The organism is Anabaena sp. CS-542/02 (assembly GCF_028331085.1).
In the GTDB taxonomy this organism is placed as follows: domain Bacteria; phylum Cyanobacteriota; class Cyanobacteriia; order Cyanobacteriales; family Nostocaceae; genus Anabaenopsis; species Anabaenopsis arnoldii.
The window spans coordinates 46,068-59,479 of the sequence record NZ_JAQMTM010000076.1 but is presented as its reverse complement, the minus strand read 5'-3'; the positions used below and the strand labels follow the sequence as shown (position 1 = coordinate 59,479).

Genomic DNA, 13,412 nt, shown 5'->3' with positions numbered 1-13,412 from the left:
CCTTGAGATCATCACCAATCAGTTAAACCATTTGCCAAAATGACTTCCTCAAGCCATGGACTACGGTAGTGTGCCAATTCTCCAAAGTTTGTGCAAATTGCGCTGATTGTAAATCTGACAGCCACAGCACTAGAGCATCCTCGCCATTATCCTGGTAATAACCCCGCCGCCGTCCGGCTATCTTAAAGCCAAATTTTTCATATAAGGATATGGCCGCGAAATTAGAAGCGCGGACTTCTAGTGTGGCTCGCTCCAGTCCGCGATCGCTTGCGGTTTGAAGTAGAGAATACAGTAAAACCTGTCCCAAACCTTGACGGTGATATTGGGGATGAATTGCTAAGATTGTAATGTGTGCTTCTTCTAAAATTGCCCAAAAGCACCCCATTCCTAGCAGTTTTGACCCATAAACCGGGGAAAATAAACCCAATAATTCACTGTTAGGACTGTTTAACTCTCGTTGATAGCCATCCATAGTCCACAGACCGCCAAAACAGGCTTGATCTAGTTCCAGGATGGCAGTTAGATCATTTAAAGTCAGGGATTTCAGTTTTAAGTCTAATAAGATCACGTTAATGGCGAATGGGTAAATAAATATGAAGATTTAAACATCCTTGAGGGGAAAAAAGCGCCGTCAACTGAAGCTAGGCATATCTCCTGTTTCCACGCTATTTTGGTTAAACTGAAAATCGGGACGCTGAATGACCCCACGCCCAAAAAAATTTCAACTTTGAGCAAGGACAATTTATAAAAACTATGGTATCCACTCACCCCGCTGGCGTTCAATATGCTGGTAGTCAATATTTACCTCAAATTCAAGGACGTGAAAACATCAATGTTTCCCCCAACCAGGAACTTTTACCAGTTACCGCCAAAGTTAACAGTCAGGACATCCTAGAAATTGGTGGGTGTGATGTCAAAACCCTGGTGGAGCAGTTTGGTTCACCTTTGTATATTTTAGATGAAGAAACCCTGCGTTTAGCTTGTCAGCAATATCGAGATACATTTAAAAAATATTACCAGGGGGAATCCCAGGTACTATACGCATCCAAAGCCTGGAACTGTTTAGCCGTATGTGCGATCGCAGCATCGGAAGGATTAGGTATAGATGTAGTTTCGGGAGGGGAATTATATACAGCCATAAGTGCCGGTGTGAACCCGGAGAAACTCTACCTCCATGGCAATAATAAATCTCATGAAGAACTGCTTTTAGCTATAGAGTCTGGTAGCACCATTGTGGCAGATAACTGGCAAGAACTGCATACCTTGGTGAAGATGGCAGAACAAGCACCAGGGACATCTACCCCCATCCGGGTAATGTTGCGGTTAACCCCAGGAATTGAATGCCATACCCACGAATACATTCGCACGGGACATTTAGATAGTAAATTTGGCTTTGACCCTAATGATTTGGACGAAGTATTTACCTTTGTTAGTCAGCAACCTTCTTTAAACTGCCTTGGGTTACATGCTCACATTGGTTCCCAAATTTTTGAACGCCAACCCCATCGAGATTTGGCTGCTGTCATGGTGCAGTGGTTAAAAAAGGCGGCAAATTATGGTTTAAGCGTCACAGAATTAAATGTTGGCGGTGGTTTAGGAATTAGGTACACCGAATCTGATGATCCCCCCAGTATTACAGAATGGGTGAAGGCGATTTGTGAAGTTATACAAGCAGCTTGTACTGCCGAAAATATTCCTTTGCCAAAATTGTTGTGTGAACCAGGTCGATCGCTGATTGCCACAGCGTGCGTCACCGCCTATAGTATGGGATCATCAAAGGTTGTGCCCGACATTCGTACCTACGTGACAGTTGACGGTGGGATGTCTGATAATCCCCGACCCATTACTTACCAGTCAGTTTATCGAGCAGTAGTCGCTAACAAGATGTCTGCTCCCCTCACCCAAACAGTGACAATAGCTGGTAAGCATTGTGAATCAGGGGATATTCTGATTAAAAATGCCCAACTGCCGGAAACTCAACCAGGGGATATACTCGTAATCATGGGGACTGGTGCGTACAATTACAGTATGTCATCAAACTATAATCGCTTACCCCGCCCGGCTGCCGTTGTAGTAGCCAATGGGGAAGCAAATTTAATTTTGCGGCGCGAAAGTTATCAGGACTTGATTCGACAAGATTGTCTACCAGACAGGCTCAACGTGCAGAACTAATAACCGGTTTGTATAGTCACTAGCTAGGACAATATCACTAATAGCTAATGACTCAACACTTGCTGTTTCCTCAAGGGTTAACCTTTGGGGCATGAAAATAACAGCAAAATGACAGAATATTGAGGGATAACAAAGAGTAATCCAGATGTCATGAGAGATTGGTGGAAGCAATGGCTGACAAACCTGGGATGGTCGCAGTCCTTGCTGCTTGGGACTCTGGATATCTTGTTGGTGTTAGCGCTGACCTACATGATACTAGTTATTATTAGTGAGCGCCGAACACTGTGGATGGTGCGGGGTTTTATTATCTTAATGCTAGCTTCAGCACTCAGTGGCAGAATGGGTTTCCCTCTGCTCAATTTTGTTCTGGAAAAGTTAGTGATTGGCTGCGCTGTAGCAATGGCTGTGGCTCTCCAGTCTGAATTTCGCCGATTTTTGGAGCAGGTGGGACGCGGTGAATTTCAGCAGTTATTTAAACCATCCAGTTTAACCATCCCCAACTCTGATAGTGTAATTGATGAAATTGTAGATGCGGTCAAAGAACTTTCAAAAAACCGCATAGGGGCTTTGCTGATTTTGGAAACCACCGGTCCAATTCACGAGCGGGATTTTTCTGTGCCTGGAGTTAAGCTAAATGCTGATGTTTCTAAGGAACTTATACAGACGATTTTTCAGCCGAAAACTTTACTGCACGATGGGGCAACCTTAATCCGTGGCTCGCGTATTGTATCATCTGGTATAATTCTACCACTTTCGGGACGCACGGCCTCCCGCCAGTTGGGAACACGCCACCGGGCAGCCATGGGTATCACTGAGCGGGTAGAAAATTGTATCTGTGTGGTTGTATCAGAAGAAACGGGTTCTATTTCCTTAGCGGAACGAGGAACTCTCAATAGACCACTGACGATTAGGACACTCAAGGAGTCCTTAGAGGCTCGATTAGCGACCACTGTAGATCGGGAAGCTGTTGCTCCCAGTCTATTAGGTTGGGGTCGTCAGATCGGTAGTAAAGCAATAGTAATAATTTCAGGTTTACTTGGATTACCATCGACCGCTTCTCGAAATAAAAAATGACAGCACAACAAACTCAACTGCAATTTTTACCTTCTGACTTAAAACGAGAACTACTGCCAAAACACGTTGCAGTGATTATGGATGGCAATGGTCGATGGGCTAAACTTCAAGGTCTACCCAGAATTATGGGACATAAGCGCGGAGTGGATGCGCTCAAGGATTTGTTGCGCTGTTGCAAAGACTGGGGGATTCAGGCACTAACGGCTTATGCTTTTTCTACCGAAAACTGGAAAAGACCTCAGGAAGAGGTAAATTTTTTGATGACTTTGTTTCAAAGGGTTCTCCGCCAAGAACTGCAGGAAATGCTCGAGGAAAATGTTCAAATCCAGTTTGTCGGGAATTTGGATGCTCTACCTCCATCGCTGCAAGCTGAAATCTCCCGCTCAATGGCAGAAACCCGCAATAATCAGGGCATTCGGTTTACTGTAGCTACTAATTATGGGGGACGCCAGGAAATTTTACAAGCCTGCCGGGCGATCGCCCAAAAGGTACAGCAAGGTGTCCTTAAACCTGATGAAATTGATGAACAATTGTTTGAGGCTCACCTGTACACAGCAGGAATTACTGACCCGGATTTATTAATCCGCACCAGTGGTGAAATGCGACTTTCTAATTTTCTGCTTTGGCAAATGGCTTACGGGGAAATTTATATTACTGATGCTCTGTGGCCAGATTTTGACCGGACTGAGTTTCACCGCGCTTTGTTTGCTTACCAGCAACGAGATCGAAGGTTTGGGAAGGTTTAGGTTAAGGGGGTTATAGCAAAAGTAAAAAGTGAAAACACTTACTCCGAAATGGTTTGGGAATTTTGTCATGTCCCCAGATCCATGTCCATTCCTGTAAATGCCCGATCAGTTAAGTTTTTAATAGTTTTTAATCACGAACCCCACAGGCACAGGGAACACAGAGGAAAAACATGGCTAATCACCATATTCTTGATTGGGATTTTGGAGATTGTCTTGCTATTCCATGGTAATATGTGTCAGATTTATAACTGATATCAAAATACTGTAACTTGATAGATTAAGTAGGAGAGCGGGAGAGTAGGAGGAAATGCTACCTTACCCCCTGACGCAGAGAAATTTAGGAGTATCAGACCGGTATGTGGGTGCATAATTGGAATCGATGGCAAAGGCAGCCTTTTAAAAGATATATTTCGCTATTTTTAATAGTACTGTGTTTAAGTAGTGCGATCGCCGCCTGCTCTCCTAGTAATAGTGCTAACACCGGCAGAAAAGAACTAACTCTAGTGAGCTACGCTGTCACCCGTGCTGCGTACAAAAAGATTATTCCCCTGTTTGTTGAATACTGGCGAGAAAAAACCGGAGAGATAGTCACCTTTGGCCAGAGCTACGGCGGGTCAGGCTCCCAAACCCGCGCCGTCATTGACGGTTTAGAAGCGGATATTGTCGCCCTAGCACTATCAGCAGACACTCAGCAACTCCAGGAAGCCGGGCTAATTAAACCAGGCTGGGAGAAAAAGACACCCAACGGCGACGGTATTGCCTACCGTTCCGTAGGGGTGATAGTTACCCGGGAAGGCAACCCCAAAAATATTCAAGACTGGGAAGATTTAGCCAGGGATGATGTCAGTGTTATTACTGCCAACCCCAAAACCTCTGGTGGCGCTCGTTGGAATTACATGGCTTTGTGGGGAAGGGTGACCCAAACAGGCGGCACTGAAGAACAAGCCCAAGACTTTGTGACTAAGGTTTATGCTAACGTGCCCGTTTTAACTAGAGATGCTCGTGAAGCAACTGATGCTTTTTTCGGACAAAAACAGGGAGATGTATTGATAAACTATGAGAACGAACTCATCTTAGCTAAACAACAGGGACAAAACTTACCCTACATAATTCCCGACATTAATATCTCTATTGATAGTCCCATTGCCGTAGTTGATAGCTATGTTGATCAGCGAGGTAACCGGGAAGTAGCAGAAGCCTTTGTACAGTTCCTCTTTACCCCCGCTGCCCAGCGGGAATTTGCCAAAGTAGGCTTCCGACCGGTAGTACCAGAAGTAGTCGCGGAATTTGCCGATACTTATCCCCAAATCTCAAACCTGTTCACCATCGAGGATTTTGGCGGTTGGAGCCAAGTCAGCCCGAAATTCTTTGCCGATGGTGCAATCTTTGACGACATCCAAGCTAATATTGCCCGACCTTAGGGCTAAGTTCTATCTTGAAGCCATGACAGTTTCCAACTCACAGTCCACCTTCCCCTTCGCCCTGCAAAAGCTGAAGCGGTTTTCTTTGCCCTGGGGCATCACCATTACCTATCTCTCTGTAGTCCTGCTGTTACCTGTAGCCGCCTTGATGCTGCGGGCTGCAACCCTCTCCCCTGGGGAATTTTGGCGGCTAGCTACCGCTCCCGTTGCCCTGTCAACCTACACCATCACGTTTGGTACTGCCTTCTTGGCTGCTGCTATTAACTGCGTTGCTGGTACCGCTACTGCATGGGTGCTGGTGCGCTATGATTTCCCCTTTAAACGGGTTTTAGATGCCGTCATTGACCTGCCCTTTGCCCTACCCACAGCAGTTGCAGGTATTACTCTAGCTACTGTTTACAGTGAGCAGGGCTGGATTGGCTCATTTCTCTCCCCCTTGGGCATCAGAGTCTCCTTTACTCGCTTGGGGGTAGCGGTGGCAATGGTATTTATTTCCGTGCCTTTTGTCGTTCGTAGCGTTCAGCCTGTACTGCAAGAGCTAGATTATACTATCGAAGAAGCTGCCTGGTCTCTGGGCGCTTCCCGTTGGGAAACTTGTTGGCGGGTGGTGCTACCACCACTTATACCTGCTATCCTCACGGGTACAACCCAAGCTTTTGCTAGGGCGGTGGGAGAATATGGCTCGGTGGTTTTGATTGCCGCTAATATTCCCTATCAAGACTTAATTGCCCCCATTTTAGTATTCCAACGCCTGGAACAAAACGACATAGCCGGGGCTACCGCGATTGGTACAGTATTACTGCTAATTTCCCTGGGACTGTTGCTGATGGTCAACTTACTGCAAGCTTGGAGGCAAAGTTATGACGGTTGAACCTAAATCTAGCCAGTCTTTACCAAGAGGGGTCAACTCCCAGAAGGATAGAGAGTGGGGTAAATTTGCTTTGATTGCCGCAGTAATCACTTATTTAGCGCTGGTGTTACTTCTCCCGACCCTTTATGTATTCATTGGAGCTTTTAGCCGGGGTATCGCCCCGTTTTTCGCCACTCTTATCGACCCAGATTTTACTCAGGCTTTGCGCTTAACAGCCATGGCTGTGGCAGTAGCTGTACCACTAAATGTAATTTTTGGTTTGTGTGCAGCTTGGGTAATCGCCCGCCGGCGGTTTCGAGGGCGCACTTTGTTACTCAGTATTATTGACTTGCCATTTTCAATTTCCCCCATTGTGACAGGTTTAATGTTGGTTTCCCTCTACGGACGCAATGGGCTACTTGGATCTGTGCTACAGTCTCTGGACATCAAGATTATCTTTTCCTTCCCCGGGATTGCTCTGGCAACTATGATGGGGGGTATGCCTTTTGTGGCTCGTGAAGTCATTCCTATCTTGGAAGAGGTGGGAACTCAAGAAGAAGAAGCTGCCAAAACCTTGGGGGCTGGTGAATGGCAGACTTTCTGGCGGGTGACATTACCTTCTATTCGCTGGGGATTGTTCTATGGTATTATTCTTACCACGGCTCGCGCTATGGGAGAATATGGTGCTATTGCTGTCGTCTCTAGTAATTTAATTGGCCGTACCCAAACTCTGACTCTGTATGTGGAAGGAGCTTACCGCAATTACGATTCCCAAAGTGCTTTTGCAGCTTCGGTGGTTTTAGCGGGACTTGCCGGTGCAACGCTGCTCATTAAGGAGCTGTTTGAGCGTCGCATCCGGATAAAAGATCAAGACAAAAGTTAGTACTGCGGTGAAGTTTGTGGTTTTTCAATGATTTTGGCTCAGTATCGTCGAGCCTTGGTTAACTTATAGCATTTCCCATGCTCGTGAGGTACAAAGTTGTTTAGTTTCAGGGAATAGGGAACAGGGAATAGGGAATAGGGAATAGGCAATTGATGTGTACTTCATTAGCCTGAAAAAGGCTTTATCTATTTATTTATTGGCAAATATTTAGTAACAAAGTATCAGCGAAAATAAATTATGATACCCATGATTTCAATTAACAACAGTCAGCACTTACAACTTAAACCTCTACAAATTCCATTGCGTCTGCTATTGGGTCCAGGTCCATCCAATGCCCATCCCGCTGTTTTTCAAGCTATGAATCACTCACTGGTGGGACATCTTGACCCGGCTTTTCTGGAACTTATGGATGAGATTCAATCTCTGCTGCGCTATGTATGGCAGACAGAAAACCACCACACCATAGCAGTTAGTGGTACTGGTTCAGCGGCAATGGAAGCAACCATCGCCAATGCTACAGCACCAGGTGATGTCGTTTTGATTGGTGTAGCTGGTTACTTCGGTAATCGCCTTGTGGATATGGCTGGGCGATATGGTGCGGATGTGCGCACTATTACTAAGCCTTGGGGGCAAGTTTTCAGCCTTGATGAAATCCGCATGGCTGTAGAACAACATCGTCCGGCAATTCTGGCTTTGGTTCACGCTGAAACATCTACCGGGGCACGTCAACCTTTAGAAGGAGTGGCTGAGGTATGTCGTGAATTTGGGACTTTGCTGTTGGTAGATACGGTGACCAGTCTGGGCGGTGTGCCTATATTTTTGGATGCCTGGGGAGTTGACTTAGCTTATAGTTGTAGTCAAAAAGGATTGGGTTGTTCTCCGGGTGCTTCACCTTTTACTATGAGCTCTCGTGCTGTAGACAAATTGCAGCAGCGCTCTACAAAGGTGACAAACTGGTATTTAGATATGTCATTATTGGGTAAATATTGGGGGCATGAACGCACCTATCACCACACAGCACCGATTAGTCTGTATTATGCCTTGCGGGAAGCACTGCGTTTAGTGGCAGAAGAGGGATTAGCTAATTGTTGGCAGCGTCATCAAGAAAATGCCGAGTATCTCTGGGAAGGCTTAGAAGATTTAGGATTAACTATGCACGTTGAGAAGGAGTATCGGTTACCAACTTTAACTACTGTGCGTATTCCTACGGGAGTAGATGGTAAAGCGATCGCTCGGCAGTTACTCAATGAACATAACATTGAGATTGGCGGTGGTCTAGGTGAACTAGCCGGTCAAGTTTGGCGGGTGGGACTGATGGGTTTTAATAGTCGTCCAGAAAGCGTTGACCGACTTTTAGCGGCATTAAGGCAAGTTTTGCCAACAACTTAGGGGGTGAACACCATTGATAACTGGATACCAATTGGTACTGGCAATATTTCTAGTTATTTGCTGCCATCAACTCAACTGCATCTTTGCCATCCCAATCTTGTAAGTAAACTTTTACGATTTCTTCTTTGGCGGTAGGTAGTTGCTTACCAATAAAATCTGGGTGAATTGGTACTTCTCTGTGACCCCTGTCTACTAAAACAGCCAAGCGGATGACTTCGGGTCTACCATACTCAGTCACGGCATTCAAAGCGGCGCGAACTGTCCGACCTTTAAAAATCACATCATCTACTAACACAACTGTCTTCCCTGTGAGGTCAAAAGGGATGTTGCTTTTTGCTGGAGTCCTTAACCCAATTTTATCAAGATCATCTCGGTAGAATGTAATATCTAATGCTCCCACTGCCACGCTGACACCTTCGAGTGTCTCAATCTGACGTGCCAATAATTCTGCTAAGAGCGCCCCTCTGGTATAAATACCAAGGAGTACCAGTTGGGATAAATCACGGGACTTTTCCACAATCTGAGAGGCTAGGCGAGTTAATGTACGACGCAGGTCTTCTGATGAAAGAATTTCAACTACTTTGGCAGACATAGTTTAGGGAATGGGTAGAGAGGCCATTAATCGCTCATGTACAAGGCTATGGGAAAAAAATCTCCCCATGCCCTATTTCATCCATATTAGTTAAGTGTATTAGCAATTAGGGGTATAGCGATCGCTACGCATAACCATAACAAAAAAGAATATCGAGTCAGCAATAAGGCATTGTGAATTACGGTTGGGGCAATGGGATGAATGGCATCTCCTAAGAGGGGTTTTTGTTTAGGTACTCCGCCATACCAATTGGTACCGCCCATTTGCACACCCAAAATAGCAGCATAAGCACACTCGCTCCAGCCTGAGTTAGGACTGGTATCTTTTACCGCATCACGGCAACATATTCGCCAAACATATAGGGGTTTACCTGATAGTAGAGCCAAAGTAATCACCGTTAAGCGACAAGGTAGCCAAGTTAAGTAATCCTCTAGCCTGGCACTAAACCACCCTATATAAGTATAGGGTGCTTGGCGATAACCTACCATGGAATCAAGGGTACTGCTAGCTTTGTATGCCAAAGCCAGAGGAATTAAACCCACACCCGGCACACAAGCGCCCACAATGGCATAAAAAAGTGGAGCCATCACTCCATCTGTAGCATTTTCTGTGACAGTTTCTAACACAGCGCGCAAAATTTCTGGTTCTGAGAGATGTTGTGAATCTCTACCGACATAATTACTTAAAATATAACGGGCTGAGTCTAAATCTCCTGCTGTTAATGGTTTTAAAACCTCCTGTGCCGCTGTCCGAAGACTTTTCAAAGCAAAACAACTAGCTAAAATAATGGTTTCTAAGAAACTTCCCCATAATGGATGGAGCGATTTGGCAGTTTGAATTATTAACCAACCCAAACAGCCGCTACCAATTATTAAGGTTATGGCTAAGATAATTCCAGCTATCCTTTGAGCGAGAGAATTGTGACAGACCTTGAGAAAAAATTTAGTCAAGGGAGAAATTACCCACCCCATAACTTGGACTGGATGAGGCCAACCCCAAGGATCGCCAATTAAGTAATCTAATAGTGCAGCAAGGAACAAAATAACAGATGATGTCATTATATATGAAGGCGAATCAGCAATTACTAAACGACAAAACTAGCTTCTTCCCCAAGAGAAGCTTGCCAACTACGGGCATCATAATAAAGATCCGCCAGAGTAATACTGTATAAAGCCTCTTTGAGCTTTTGGTTGAGTCTTTGCCAAAGAGTGAATGTTACCCAATCTTCAGTTTGGGCTGTGGTTGGGGTGTGACGTGGTAAACGAGTCATATTTTCACCAACTGACTCTAAAATTTGACCTATAGAAATTTGTGCTGGCTTTAATGCTAGCTGGTATCCACCAATGCTACCCCGAATTGATTTCACTAATCCAGCCCGGCGCATTTCTATTAGTAACTTCTCAAGGTAAGGCGCGGGGATATCTTGGCGAAGTGCGATGGCTCTCACTGGTGCTGGTCCATAACCTGGCTGTAAACTTAAATCTAGTAATGCCTTAACACTGTAGTGTCCTTTGGTAGTTAGTTTCATGGTGACGAGTTTTGTTTATTTATAAGTTATCAGTTATTTTGTCTTCACCGCTGACCGTTGAGTAATTACTAATGATCAGGATTAAACTAGCAGTTTTCTTTATCATCTTTTGTTCTCATGAGCAAGGGATTTAAGTAAATAAGCCTTGAGAGTGGCTTTAGGAAACTTAAACAAATATAATCTACTAGTGTTCACAAACTAGATATAGTTAGGAGCATTCCAAAGAATAGATTCCCTTGACAATGTTGGTAATTGTGCAACAATTTCATCTATGAGTGTAATATACTCAGAAAAGCTGACATAAAAACTCAAGGATTTTGTTCCTACTAGCTCGATGTCAGCTAAAATAAATCCGATTCAACTACTCCAACCATTCATTTTTCATCTAAGTTGATGCCTAAACTGAAAAAAATAGAACCCCTAATGGGTGAAGAACTGCTCAAAAAAGTTAGAGAGCTAGAAACCCTGAGCAAAGAAGAAAAAGCCAAGCAGTGCGGCTACTATACCATTACCAAAAATGGTATAGAGCGTGTGAATATGATGAAATTTTTGAATGCTCTCATTGATGCTGAAGGCATTCAGTTAGACAGTTCACCCAGTGCGAATGGACGTGGCGGGCGCAGTGCTAGCTATAGAATTAGCGTGCAATCAAATGGTAATTTACTTATAGGTTCAGCTTATACAAAACAGATGAATCTCAAACCGGGAGATGAGTTTCTCATCACACTGGGGAAAAAACATATTCGTCTGAAACAGCTAGATACAGATGCTGCCGAAGACATGGAAGCCATAGAGATTACAGCCTAATCAATTGTCAGTTGTCAGGTGTTGATTTTTTCTACTGACTACTGACCATTAGACAAATACGAATGATTTACTCTGAGCAGAGATGAAAGGCTGTCGCGTTAGTTATAAGGTGGTTGCAATTCACCTCCGGTTAAGTATGGAACTATAACCGGAGTCCTCTTGCTCCATTAAGATAGAGCTAGTAAATGGACTAAGCGGAGGAGGTAGATGAATATACACACCTTTGATAAGGATTATATTAGTTGCCCAATTTGTCAAAGAAATCCTAAGCACAGAATAGCCCAGTCTCATGTGGGCTTGTTTAGCTGTCCTTATTGTCAGCAAAGGCTAGTAGTCTGTCGCAGTGGCCATTATGTCCGTGATCCGTTTATACTTAAACAAATAATACTTTGTTCGTCTCTACGTCGTCAAAGTAGCCCTTTAGCTAGAATTACACGAGATTTTATTCTCAACAAGCGTCCTGTCTTAGGCTTGGCTGTTGGTCTGGCTATTTTCTTGACTATGATCACTATGACGCAGCAAAATACCAGCTATGAAGGACAACTTCCTACCACTGAGAAAATTCCAGAACAAGATTAATCAATTTTCTGATTACCAAGCCCAGTAGTTTGATTTCATTAATAGCAGTAGAGAAATATAACTTCCCCAAAGTAAAATTTTCAGGAATTCCCCATTACCTCGTTCTGCTAAAATAGCAGCTAAAGTCATGGTCAGAGCCACAGCTGCAAAAATCAGCTGTAAATCTGTTTTCTCTACTGTGCCGGCACTGAAGTAAATACTAGCAGCAGAAGCCACTACAGCTAGTATTGACAAACTGGTTATCCAAAGACGCGGATAGGATGATGCTACAGGAAGATTTTCTATTTCTGCTAACTCAGCCCCAAAAGCTAAGGCTAGACTGGGGTAAATGGTTAATAAGTACCCAGGTGGTTTTATACTCATCAAGGATATGAGCAATAAATAGACGATACTCCATACCAGTAAGAGTTTCGCCCAGCTAAGGTTAAGATTTGTCCAAATTAAGCGCGCAGTTTGGGGCAAAAAAATTAACCAGGGCCATGTCCATTTGAGAATTTCCATGACATAGTACCAGGGTGGAGCATTATGTCTGTTAATGCCTGTGTTGATGGGGGTTAATGATTGATTGACCAGGACAACAGAAGCAAAACTGTAACCATAGTGCAACAGTTGCATACTATACCAAGCAGCCACAGGTAATATGCCAATGGTGATTCCTATCCAGAAGTAGGAACTGGTGAGCAATCTGGGTGTATCCCAAAATAGAAAGACAATGGCGATCGCACCCAGTAATATGCCTAATAGCCCCTGAGTGAAGCAAATTAATGCCAGTGCAATTCCAATACCAAGACAGTAACGCAAATCCCGCCGCGATCGCAATAGGCACCAAATCATGATGATAAAAAAGGTTACCACCGCTCCATCTAAAATAGCCAATCTGCCATAACGGACTACGGGGAGCATTGTCAGATAAATCAAGGAGCTATAAATAGCTACCCAACGTTGACGAGATATCTCCCGACTCAGAGAATAGAGCCATGGCACAGAAAATGCTGTCAAAATTGAGCCGGGTAAGCGTGTAGTCCATTCATTCACGCCTCCCAAAGAATAAGCCCAAGCAATCAACAAATGTATCAAAGGTGGTTTGTTATAATAGGGTTCACCTAGTAAGGTAGGGTAGAGCCATCTCATGGAACCTGGGGGAGCACTCCAGATTTCCTTGGCAACCTGTGCCACAGTAGCCTCATCCCCATCTCGTAAGGACAATCCTCCCAGATTAATACTAAACAGTAAGACTGCTGCGAACAGTAATACCATTAGCCATGCCCAATCAATCCATTGATTAACCGTGCGATGCTGTTTTTCTAGATAGTCCGAAACAAAACTTCTTTCTTGCATATTCTCTGATCATCATTTTACTTACTGTTTTGA

At 44.3% G+C, this 13,412-nt stretch carries 13 protein-coding genes and 1 pseudogene; 9 read left to right on the top strand and 5 right to left on the bottom strand.

Annotated elements, in window-relative coordinates:
• Positions 1-22 precede the first annotated feature (22 nt).
• Complete coding sequence (gene rimI / locus PN447_RS08490; RefSeq protein ID WP_271762326.1) at positions 23-568, bottom strand: ribosomal protein S18-alanine N-acetyltransferase; 546 nt, start codon at positions 566-568, stop codon at positions 23-25.
• A 185-nt stretch (positions 569-753) separates the two neighbouring features.
• Between rimI and lysA the strand changes: the two genes are divergently transcribed.
• From lysA to PN447_RS08455, 7 genes are all read left to right on the top strand, one after another.
• On the top strand, positions 754-2,172 hold the full coding sequence (gene lysA, locus PN447_RS08485) for a diaminopimelate decarboxylase (protein ID WP_271762325.1): 1,419 nt from the start codon (positions 754-756) through the stop codon (positions 2,170-2,172).
• A 150-nt stretch (positions 2,173-2,322) separates the two neighbouring features.
• Positions 2,323-3,246, top strand: a complete 924-nt coding sequence (gene cdaA, locus PN447_RS08480) for a diadenylate cyclase CdaA (protein WP_271762323.1) — start codon at positions 2,323-2,325, stop codon at positions 3,244-3,246.
• Positions 3,243-3,992 (top strand): isoprenyl transferase, encoded by a 750-nt coding sequence (locus PN447_RS08475; protein ID WP_271762320.1) that lies wholly within the window; start codon positions 3,243-3,245, stop codon positions 3,990-3,992. The genes cdaA and PN447_RS08475 overlap by 4 nt, the downstream gene beginning before the upstream one ends.
• Positions 3,993-4,348: 356 nt before the next feature.
• Positions 4,349-5,413, top strand: coding sequence for a sulfate ABC transporter substrate-binding protein (locus tag PN447_RS08470; protein WP_271762318.1), 1,065 nt, complete (start codon positions 4,349-4,351; stop codon positions 5,411-5,413).
• 22 nt (positions 5,414-5,435) lie between these two features.
• Positions 5,436-6,284, top strand: a complete 849-nt coding sequence (cysT, locus tag PN447_RS08465) for a sulfate ABC transporter permease subunit CysT (RefSeq protein ID WP_271762316.1) — start codon at positions 5,436-5,438, stop codon at positions 6,282-6,284.
• Positions 6,274-7,146, top strand: coding sequence for a sulfate ABC transporter permease subunit CysW (gene cysW / locus PN447_RS08460; protein WP_271762314.1), 873 nt, complete (start codon positions 6,274-6,276; stop codon positions 7,144-7,146). Before cysT ends, cysW begins: the two co-directional genes overlap by 11 nt.
• 237 nt (positions 7,147-7,383) lie before the next feature.
• A complete protein-coding gene (locus PN447_RS08455; RefSeq protein ID WP_271762313.1) occupies positions 7,384-8,535 on the top strand; it encodes an alanine--glyoxylate aminotransferase family protein in 1,152 nt (383 codons plus the stop codon).
• A gap of 49 nt (positions 8,536-8,584) precedes the next feature.
• Here the strand turns inward: PN447_RS08455 and pyrR are convergent, their stop codons facing one another.
• The 3 genes from pyrR to PN447_RS08440 form a co-directional block, all read right to left on the bottom strand.
• Positions 8,585-9,127 carry a bifunctional pyr operon transcriptional regulator/uracil phosphoribosyltransferase PyrR gene (gene pyrR, locus PN447_RS08450; RefSeq protein WP_200987724.1) on the bottom strand — a complete coding sequence of 181 codons (543 nt, stop codon included), beginning with the start codon at positions 9,125-9,127 and terminating at the stop codon, positions 8,585-8,587.
• An 86-nt stretch (positions 9,128-9,213) separates the two neighbouring features.
• Positions 9,214-10,185 (bottom strand): adenosylcobinamide-phosphate synthase CbiB, encoded by a 972-nt coding sequence (gene cbiB / locus PN447_RS08445; RefSeq protein ID WP_271762311.1) that lies wholly within the window; start codon positions 10,183-10,185, stop codon positions 9,214-9,216.
• A gap of 26 nt (positions 10,186-10,211) precedes the next feature.
• Positions 10,212-10,655, bottom strand: coding sequence for an Rrf2 family transcriptional regulator (locus tag PN447_RS08440; RefSeq protein WP_271762309.1), 444 nt, complete (start codon positions 10,653-10,655; stop codon positions 10,212-10,214).
• Between the two features lie 393 nt (positions 10,656-11,048).
• Here PN447_RS08440 and PN447_RS08435 point away from each other — a divergent pair, with 393 nt between their 5' ends.
• On the top strand, positions 11,049-11,462 hold the full coding sequence (locus PN447_RS08435; RefSeq protein ID WP_271762308.1) for an AbrB family transcriptional regulator: 414 nt from the start codon (positions 11,049-11,051) through the stop codon (positions 11,460-11,462).
• 207 nt (positions 11,463-11,669) lie between these two features.
• Positions 11,670-12,041, top strand: a complete 372-nt coding sequence (locus PN447_RS08430) for a hypothetical protein (RefSeq protein WP_271762307.1) — start codon at positions 11,670-11,672, stop codon at positions 12,039-12,041.
• Positions 12,042-12,056: 15 nt separating this feature from the next.
• Here PN447_RS08430 and PN447_RS08425 read toward each other — a convergent pair.
• A pseudogene (locus PN447_RS08425) lies at positions 12,057-13,379 on the bottom strand (ArnT family glycosyltransferase); the annotation flags it as partial.
• Positions 13,380-13,412: the final 33 nt, after the last annotated feature.

Coding starts and splice junctions, on each gene's coding strand:
- PN447_RS08440 (WP_271762309.1), bottom strand. CDS start 10,655: ATGAAACTAACTACCAAAGGACACTACAGTGTTAAGGCATTACTAGAT.
- PN447_RS08430 (WP_271762307.1), top strand. CDS start 11,670: ATGAATATACACACCTTTGATAAGGATTATATTAGTTGCCCAATTTGT.
- PN447_RS08455 (WP_271762313.1), top strand. CDS start 7,384: ATGATACCCATGATTTCAATTAACAACAGTCAGCACTTACAACTTAAA.
- PN447_RS08475 (WP_271762320.1), top strand. CDS start 3,243: ATGACAGCACAACAAACTCAACTGCAATTTTTACCTTCTGACTTAAAA.
- cdaA (WP_271762323.1), top strand. CDS start 2,323: ATGAGAGATTGGTGGAAGCAATGGCTGACAAACCTGGGATGGTCGCAG.
- cbiB (WP_271762311.1), bottom strand. CDS start 10,185: ATGACATCATCTGTTATTTTGTTCCTTGCTGCACTATTAGATTACTTA.
- cysW (WP_271762314.1), top strand. CDS start 6,274: ATGACGGTTGAACCTAAATCTAGCCAGTCTTTACCAAGAGGGGTCAAC.
- lysA (WP_271762325.1), top strand. CDS start 754: ATGGTATCCACTCACCCCGCTGGCGTTCAATATGCTGGTAGTCAATAT.
- PN447_RS08435 (WP_271762308.1), top strand. CDS start 11,049: ATGCCTAAACTGAAAAAAATAGAACCCCTAATGGGTGAAGAACTGCTC.
- cysT (WP_271762316.1), top strand. CDS start 5,436: ATGACAGTTTCCAACTCACAGTCCACCTTCCCCTTCGCCCTGCAAAAG.
- PN447_RS08470 (WP_271762318.1), top strand. CDS start 4,349: ATGTGGGTGCATAATTGGAATCGATGGCAAAGGCAGCCTTTTAAAAGA.
- pyrR (WP_200987724.1), bottom strand. CDS start 9,127: ATGTCTGCCAAAGTAGTTGAAATTCTTTCATCAGAAGACCTGCGTCGT.